Below are 8,795 nucleotides of genomic sequence, written 5' to 3' on the forward strand. Positions count from 1 at the left end.
TCTAAAGCTGGTATTCCTGTGACTTTCTATGTTCCAGGTAACAACGATGCAGTATATCCAACAATTACTGGTGAAGCATATACAGATGAGAATGGTGTAGCTACTTACACTTACACTCGTTATGCAGCTGGTACTGATACAGTAACAGCTTACGCTACAGGTGATCGTTCTAAATTCTCAACAGGTCATGTATTCTGGGGTGTTGATACAATCCTTACTATTGAAGAAGTAACTACTGGTTCTTCAATTAACAATGGAGCTAACAAAACTTACAAGGTTACTTATAAAAACCCAACAACTGGTAAACCAGAAGCAAACAAAACATTCAATGTTTCATTCCTTGAAAACATCAATGTTACTGCTGATAAATTAGCAAACGCAACTGTTAATGGTTTCGAAGTTAAACAATTAAGTAATGGTACAATTTTAGAGGCTGCACAAATTACAACTGACTCTAAAGGTGAAGCTACATTCACAGTTTCAGGTTCTAACGCTACAGTTACTCCTGTAGTATATGAAACAAACACGACTGCAAATGAATCAAATAAACTTTACAAAGCATCAGCTTTACAAACAACTGCTGCTAAAACAACATTCTCTGCAGTTCAAGCTGAATACTCTATTGAAGTAACTCGCGATGGTGGCGAAGTTGCTGCAATTGGTCAATCTAATGGCCGTAAGTATAAAGTTGTTGTAAAAGACAAAAATGGTAATGTAGCGAAGAATGAAACAGTAAACGTTGCATTTAATGAAGACCTAGATCGTGTAATTAGTACAAATACTAAAGCACAATTTGTTGAAGTATTATCAGATGGAACTCAAAAATTCTATCCTGCAAATGGATCAGGTAACACTGATAAACAAATTTCTGTTAAAACTGACTCTAAAGGTGAAGCATCATTTGTTATTGGTAGTACAACGCCAAACGATTATGCAACTCCAATAGCTTGGATTGATATTAATAATGCAAGTGCTAAACGTGGATCTCTAGATGAGGGCGAACCGAAAACTGTTGCTGCTATTTCACATTTCCAAGCTGAATACTTAGACGGAGCAAAACTAGTATCTTTAGATGGTACTAAAGAAACTTCTGATTTTGCTGGTAATAAAACTGCAAAATTCTCAGCTAAATTAACTAACCAAAGTGGTAAAGAATACTCTACTAATAATGTAAGTAAAGTTACTTACACTGTATTTAATACTGGTGATAATGATATTTATGTAACTGAGGACAATGGCAATGTTGTAGAAGTAGCACCAAATCGTAGTGTTACAACAACATTTGATAGCCCAGGAACAGACCTATTAGTAGACTCAAAAGGTAAAACTTCAGCTGTTAAAGTATTAGCAACTGGTGTAGCAAAATACACTGAGAATGGTGTGGTTAAAGATTTTGCATTTACTGCTAAAGAAGCAACTGCAAAATTCACTGCTACAAATGAAGTAACAAATCCATATACTGGTGCTGTTAAGTCTTACAATACAGACAAGAAAACTATTACATTCGATAAAAAGGATGCAATTAAATACGCTGGCGTATCAGGTAAAACTTACAAATACTATGGCCTTGGTAGTACTCCAATTGCAGATGCAGATGCTTTCATCGCAACATTAAGTAGCCAAGGTAATAATAACCAAGTTACTGTAACTTATAAAGAAGAAGATGGTGTTGTATCATTCTACATTATTAGTGTTGTAACTGGCGGTATTGGACATCCAACAGCTGATACTACTCCAGCTAATGGTGTAACGGGTACGATTGCATTTACAAATACTTCATTCAATGCAAATTCGAACCAAACAATTACAGTTAAAGATGCAGATTTAAATGTTAATGCTACTGTAGCTGAAACTACAACTGTTACAATTACAGATACTGCAAACACTTCATTTAACATTACTTTAACTGAAACTACTGTTAACAGTGGGGAATTCGCTGGAACTCTAACTTCAGCTCAATTAGCTTTATTAAAAGATGGCGTAATTACAGCTACTTATAACGATGCTAAAAACGCTAACAATGTAGCAGCTACTGCTACTGCTACTGCAACATTAAATACTACAGTTGGTGCTGTAAACTTTGGTGCAAAGGCAACTACTGAATATTCAGAAGGTGCTGGTACAGCAGCTAAAGTTGAAGGTGCAACTGTAAATCAAGCAATTGGTGCTGGTAATCTTGTATTAGTAGTAGATGGTGTTCAATTTACAACTGCTGTTACTGCGATTAATCCGGGTACTTCAGCTGCAGCTAGTGCAGCAGCGGTAGTTGCTCAAATTAATGCGGCAGCTAAAGCTGTAGGATTTGCAAACGATGTTGCAACAGTTGATACTGACAAAATCGTTCTTACAAGCCCAACAAAAGGTACAGCTTCATCTGTAGAAGTTAAAGATTTAGATACAACTACTGGATTAGGTTTAACTGTAGCACCTGAAGTAAAAGGTACTACTGGTACAGCTGTAGCAGCTCAATGGAAGTTCACAGTAACTACTACTCCTGCTAAAGATGAAACTATCACAGTTAAAGTTGGAACAAAAGAAGCTTCTCACAAAGTTCTTACAACTGACACATTAGCTACTATTGTAACTGCTTTAGATAATGCAATTGGTGCTGACTATACTATCGCACTTGTTGCTGGTTCTAATGTAGTAACTGTTACACAAGCTAATGCAGCTCCAACTACTGCTGAATTATCAGTTAGTATTACAAAATAATTTTTATAAATTGATATTTATTCAATTGATTTAATTTAAGGCTTTGTGGAGAGGTGTACTTCTCCACAAAGCCTTTTTAAATTTATAGATAATTAAATATATCGAAGTGCAATTTCTTTATAAGCTGTGCAGGGGGCGAAAACCATTTAGCTATAGACAACAAAAAAACTCCAATCGTACAATAAAATCAGGTCTAGTCAACCGACTTTGTACGAAAGGAGTTTAAATGAATAGTAAAAGTTTAGCACATACAACATGGAATTGTAAGTATCATATTGTCTTCGTACCGAAATATAGAAGACAAGAAATTTATCGTCAAATTAAAGCGGAAATAGGAAGGATACTACGGCAGTTATGTGAAAGAAAAGGTGTAGAAATTGTAGAAGCAGTAGCATGTCCGGATCATATCTACATGTTTGTGAAAATTCCTCCGAAACTAAGCGTTTCCGCTTTCATGGGGTATTTAAAAGGGAAAAGTAGCGTAATGATTTTCGACCGACATGTTAATATAAAGTACCAATTGGGAAATCGCCAATTTTGGTGTCGAGGATATTTAGTGGATACCGTCTCTCGAAATCAAAAAGTGATTCATAAGTATATCAAAAGACAATTACAAGAAGATATACGCTATGATCAAATGTCAATGAATGATATCATTGATCCTTTTAATTGTGAATAAATCAGAATAAAGAATACGGTTGGAGGACCTTTGAGAATGTCTTTAGACATGTGGTAGTAAGCAGCGTTTCACGCGTACAGAAACCCACCAGTTTTACTGGTGGGTTTTTAAGCTATTGAATCGTTATATTTATTTTTATATTTGAATAAATATTCGCCGTGTTATTATTCATTTCAACTTTTTCATAGCTGATCTCAAATCATCTACTTTCAAATGTTGATAACGTGCAGTTGAACGGGAATCGGTATGACCTAATAAAGTAGCGATATAATGTTGGTCAACACCAAGTAGTGTTAAATGTGTTGCTGTACAGTGACGGATAACATGTGGAGTTAAACGTTTTGTAATATTGCATTGTGACCCGATTTTTTTCAATTTGATACGAATTTCTACGCCGCTTATTGGCATGTTCCGGCTTACGGGAGATGGGAATAAATAATCCGAACCGTTATCTTTTGTATTGTGTAAATAATCTTTCAATATTTGTTGTAGTTTTGGATGTAGTGGTAAATGAAGATCTCTTCCACCTTTAATCCGTGGGAAGTATATTTTATTATTTTTTATATCTACATTTTCCTTTAACAACGTTCGAGCAGCTGTTATTCTTGAACCCGTATAATATAGCAAGCTGATTAATACATGGTAAAACTCAGAGTATTCTTTGGCTGTAGACAATACTAATGCCATTTCATCTATATCTAATATTTCGGGTAAAGGGACGTAAACATTTCGAGTAGAGATGCCGATTGTTGGGTCGACTTTAAAGTCCAACTCGATAACAAGATACTTGAAAAATGCTTTTAAACCGTAAAAATACCGATTAATAGAGTTAGGTTTATAATCTTGGTTACCTAAAAAATCGAGATATTCTAAGATGTCATCTTTCGATATTTCTTCTGTTAAGATTTGACCATCATATAATTGGTAAATAAATGATGAGAATTTTTTTATATCATTTTCATAGCCAATAATGGTTTCTTCTGAATAGTACTTTCTTTTTAGATGTTGAAGAAACTTTTTTAAGTATTTAGGTAAATCAAAGTCTGAATAGAAAATCAAAGAGATATCAGCTCCTTAGCTAATGTTTTCTTGTATGTTTTGCATTGCATTATGCTTATCGTAATTATGAACAAACCAATTTAGTTTTGCATCACAATAGTTTAACTCGAAAGAAAGTAGCTCTTTTGTTACTAAATATTGATGTTGTTGTCGATAGGACATATTGGGACTTAACCATAGTATATTTAATATTTTCTGTGGTTCACTAATGTGCTGTAAATTTTCCTCAGTCTGATAGGAGATGGAACAATCACCTAACCAATTTTCAAAAAGTGTTCGTTGTTTTCTATCGCAATATAATAGCTGAATATGCAGTACACTGTGCTCTACAACTAATTGAAAATATAATTGCTCACTCGATAAGGCAATATAGCCCTTGTAGTTTTTTACTTCTGTCAGCGGTTCCTCACATTCAGAAAACCAATCATTTTTTATTTTCGTAATGTATTTTTTTATATCTGCAATATTGTATGGCGTTAGAAGATTATAAAGTGTCTGTTGTATTTGCTCCTTAAAGTCCTCAATAATGGAAGATCGGAAATCCTCATTTAATTTCATTAATAAACTATTTAATTCCATCATCTCATCTGTTAATGTAAGAGGATTTTCTATTTGGGTAGGGTATTCTAGTTGTAATTGTAATTCAGCTAATTCTGCATATGACACTTGAAAAAAATCCGCATACTTTTTCAATACTTTTTCAGATGCATTTCTTGAACCATTTTCGATAAAACCTACATAACTATGCGAAATTCCTAATAAATCAGCTAACCCAGCAATCGTTAAGTGATGCTTATGGCGGAGCCTTTTTAAGCGATTTCCTAGCGCAATGGCTTGTCCTTGTTTTGTCTCCATTATTTCACTTCTTTCCCTTCGAATTAAAATTATCTTCCCTTTGTTACAACTTCTATAAAAAATGAATGTTGTAACTATGCAATATATTGCGAGAGAACAGAAGATAAATGGATTTTTTAAATATGCACTTTATTGGATAATTTCAATAAAAAAGATTTATATAACTCGTTTGAGATTTGTAGTTAAAAAACCCCATGAATTGCTGAAAACAAGTCATGGGGTTATAGATATACTTATGTCACAATCTAAATAGCATATTATCTAGATTCCCAAATAGATTAATCTAGAGTAATAAAACACTTAAGAAAATTTCTAAGTCATCAAAAAACTCTTGAGTTAACTTTTTATTCTGCTCTAGCTCAGTATTTATTTCAAGTAAGCTGTTTAAAAACCATTCTATATCATAAATATCTTCTTCTATTTCCTTAACTAGCGCTTTTAATTGCTGTTCTCGCTGTTGATTAGTCAGTTTAAGTTCTTCAAAAAACAACATGTGTATTTCTTCAAATTCTTTTTTTAATTTTCCTAATTGCGATTCTAACTTATTTTTATCCTGCTCAGATGCTACAGCAATTGTCTTATCACCAATTTTAACAGTGTATTTCTCAGGAGTTTCTGACGATTCTTTTTTCCCATCTACTGTAATCTCATCTAATTTTTTATCGATCTGTTCTTTGATTATTGATGCATCTACAGAATGGTGAAATTCTCGTAACTTTACTATTCCATCTTTAGGCGTAGTATCAATAAAAGTGAAACGTACATCACCCTTTTTAACGATGTCTACTGTAGATTGGAATTCACCTGTGTTATCACCTGTTTCAACGAATTTTAATTGAAGATTGTCATCTCCGTATTTTCCGGCTACAGTAAATGTTTCTGCTTTGCTGGAATCTTTATTTAAATCAGCATCTTTAATAGAAATAGTTAATTTGTTCTCATTTAACGTTGAAGAAATTACTGTATCTTCTTTCCCTTTAGTAACTAAAGTTACATTATCTTGATTAACTTTAGTTTGTAAACTATGTGTTAGAAGGGATTTATATGATGAACCTTCAGTTAATGATAATTGAGTTACATCCGTATCAACAATAGCTAAAGAATCAGAAGTACCTTCTAAGGCTAACATTTTTTTACCACTACCAGAGATTCTGATGTTATCGTTTAGTGTTCCTTCATTTACAAATCTAGCATTATTATCAGTGATTATAATATCACCAGAGATTGAACCGGTATTAATAAATGAATTACCTGCTACATCGATAATGTTTACACCACCAGTAATTGTAGCTGCGTTATTAATATGTGCATTTGGCGTATTTACAGTTAATCCTCCTGCAATAGTACCTGATAAATTGATTGTGATTGCCTTATCAGTCTTAATTGTTAAACCATTAGCAATGTCTAAAGTGAAAGTTGTTTGTCCATTAGCAAGTGCTTGGTCAAATGCAGCTTGCGATTTAATAGGAATTACACCCTTACCATTGTCGTTATTATTTAAAATATATTTGCCATCAAATGTTAAGTTAGCTGTTACTTCGTCACCATCAGTTAAAGCAGTTTCGAATCTAGTGTAATCTACAAGTGTGCCCGAAATTTGGTATTGCGCCACATTAGCTTGACTGTAAGAATACGTATAAGCAGCATTTGTAGAAGCATTTTGAATAACAAATGACTTTGTATCTTTATTGATAGATATCACATTACCAGTAGCTACTACTGCAGTTCCAGGAGGAATTACTGCTGTACCAGGAGGAACTACTATACCAGGAGGAACTACTCTATCAGTAACACTTACGATTGCGAAAGTAACAACATCATCTTTAAATTCATATGTTGCGCGTACTGATTTACCAGTAGCAGCATACTCTTCTAATAGAGAGATGAAAGCATCAGCGCTAGAAATTATAGTGCTACCCATACTGTAGTATTTATAAGTTTTACCAGATTCACCAGCATAAGCTACAGCTTTAGTTTTACCAACAAATTTGATTTCTTTATCTTTTTTGTTGATGCTTGCTAGGTCAAGTACACCTGTGTAAGGGTTTGTAATTTCTCCAGCGTTTGTGAATGTTGCAGTTGCTTCTTTAGCAGTGAATGCAAATTCTTTGTTACCGCTAATTTCTTTAGCTACACCAGTAGCAAGGACTTTTACAGAAGTAGAAAGATTATTTTCAGAAGTAACTTTAATATCACCAGATTTAGAAACTAGTGTATGCACGCGGTTTGGCGCGATTGTTACACCATCAACTACTACATTTTCTGCGCCAGTATTGTAAATAGTGTAAGATACATTTTCAGTTTTGTAACCTGAAGCGTTAACTACTTTACCACTTTGGTTTGTAAGTTGTACTTTGAATGTAGCTGTTTGGTTACCTTCAAATTTATCAGTTTCGTTATCACCATTATAAGATACTAATTTAGAACCTTCTAAGTATGCAGCTTGGAAGTATGAAATTGGTGCCACTGCTGAAGGTTCACCTTTGTCTAAGTTTGCATCTTTACCAGTGTGGTTATTGATGTCAATCCAAGCGATTGGTGTAGCGTAAGTGTTTATGCTGCCAAGGTCAGTTCCGATAATGAAGCTAGCTTCACCTTTAGAGTTTGTTTTAACAGTAATTTTTCTGTCATTTTCAAAGCCGACTTGTTTACCTTTTTCTACTTTTACGAATTTTGCAGAAGTAACTGTAGAAATTACTCCGTCGATATCTTCGTTAAATGCAACGTTAACTGTTTCGTTCGCAGCTAATTTACCATCTTTATCTTTCACTACTAGTTTATATTTACGTCCGTTTTCATGACCAGTAGCTGCAACTTCGCCACCATCACGAGTTAATTCAAGTGTGTAAGCAGCTTGAATAGCGCCGAATGTTACTTTCGCAGCAGAAGCTTGTAATGTATCTGCAGTGTATTTTTGAGTATATCCAGTTGTAGTAACTGTACCATTTGCATTAGTAGTTGTAACTGGAGTTGCTTCAAATACTACTGGCGTTACTTCAGCGTTTGAACCTGTAACTGTGAATGTAGCTTCACCTTTAGAATCAGTTGTGATTTGTGCAGCTCTTGTGTTGCTATCGCTAGTTTGAACTACAGCAAGACCATTAACTGTAACGTTTTGTAATTTATCAACATTTACGTCAATGTTTTCTTTCACTGATACGTTAAGTACTTTACCTGATACTGGTTTACCAGTATCAGGGTGTTTATAAGTAACTTTGTAAACTTTGTTCGCGCCATTGTTAATAGTAGAACCTTCAGTTACTTCAGTAATAGTTAATGTAGTATCAACAGCCCAGAATACATAACCAGTTGAGAATTTAGAACGGTCACCGTTAGCGTATACAGTTACAGTATCGTTAGTTGCAGCATAACGAGTGTAAGTATAAGAAGCGATACCTTCGTCGTTCGTTACAGCTTCAACTGTTACTGGAGTTTTAACACCATTAGCAGAACCTGGGATGAAGAATGTTACAGGAATACCAGCTTTAGT

Annotated in this window: 5 protein-coding genes; 2 read left to right on the forward strand and 3 right to left on the reverse strand. The window is 34.2% G+C overall.

Annotated elements, in window-relative coordinates; translation table 11 throughout:
• Together ACIQXJ_RS24020 and tnpA are read left to right on the forward strand one after the other, a co-directional pair.
• Positions 1 to 2,712: hypothetical protein (locus ACIQXJ_RS24020; RefSeq protein WP_403058618.1), on the forward strand; the 2,712-nt coding region annotated here is incomplete at its 5' end.
• A 226-nt stretch (positions 2,713 to 2,938) separates the two neighbouring features.
• Entirely contained in the window at positions 2,939 to 3,391 is a 453-nt protein-coding gene (gene tnpA, locus ACIQXJ_RS24025) for an IS200/IS605 family transposase (RefSeq protein ID WP_403058615.1), read from the forward strand.
• 168 nt (positions 3,392 to 3,559) lie between these two features.
• On the opposite strand, the gene ACIQXJ_RS24030 is transcribed toward tnpA, so the two are convergent.
• The 3 genes from ACIQXJ_RS24030 to ACIQXJ_RS24040 all read right to left on the reverse strand — a co-directional run.
• Positions 3,560 to 4,450 carry a tyrosine-type recombinase/integrase gene (locus tag ACIQXJ_RS24030; protein WP_403058612.1) on the reverse strand — a complete coding sequence of 297 codons (891 nt, stop codon included), beginning with the start codon at positions 4,448 to 4,450 and terminating at the stop codon, positions 3,560 to 3,562.
• Positions 4,451 to 4,465: 15 nt separating this feature from the next.
• Complete coding sequence (locus ACIQXJ_RS24035; protein WP_403058609.1) at positions 4,466 to 5,305, reverse strand: helix-turn-helix domain-containing protein; 840 nt, start codon at positions 5,303 to 5,305, stop codon at positions 4,466 to 4,468.
• Positions 5,306 to 5,588: 283 nt separating this feature from the next.
• Positions 5,589 to 8,795 (reverse strand): hypothetical protein (locus tag ACIQXJ_RS24040; RefSeq protein WP_403058606.1); only part of this gene is annotated, 3,207 nt, incomplete at its 5' end.

This window comes from Lysinibacillus sp. NPDC097868 (assembly GCF_044761135.1).
GTDB lineage: Bacteria > Bacillota > Bacilli > Bacillales_A > Planococcaceae > Lysinibacillus.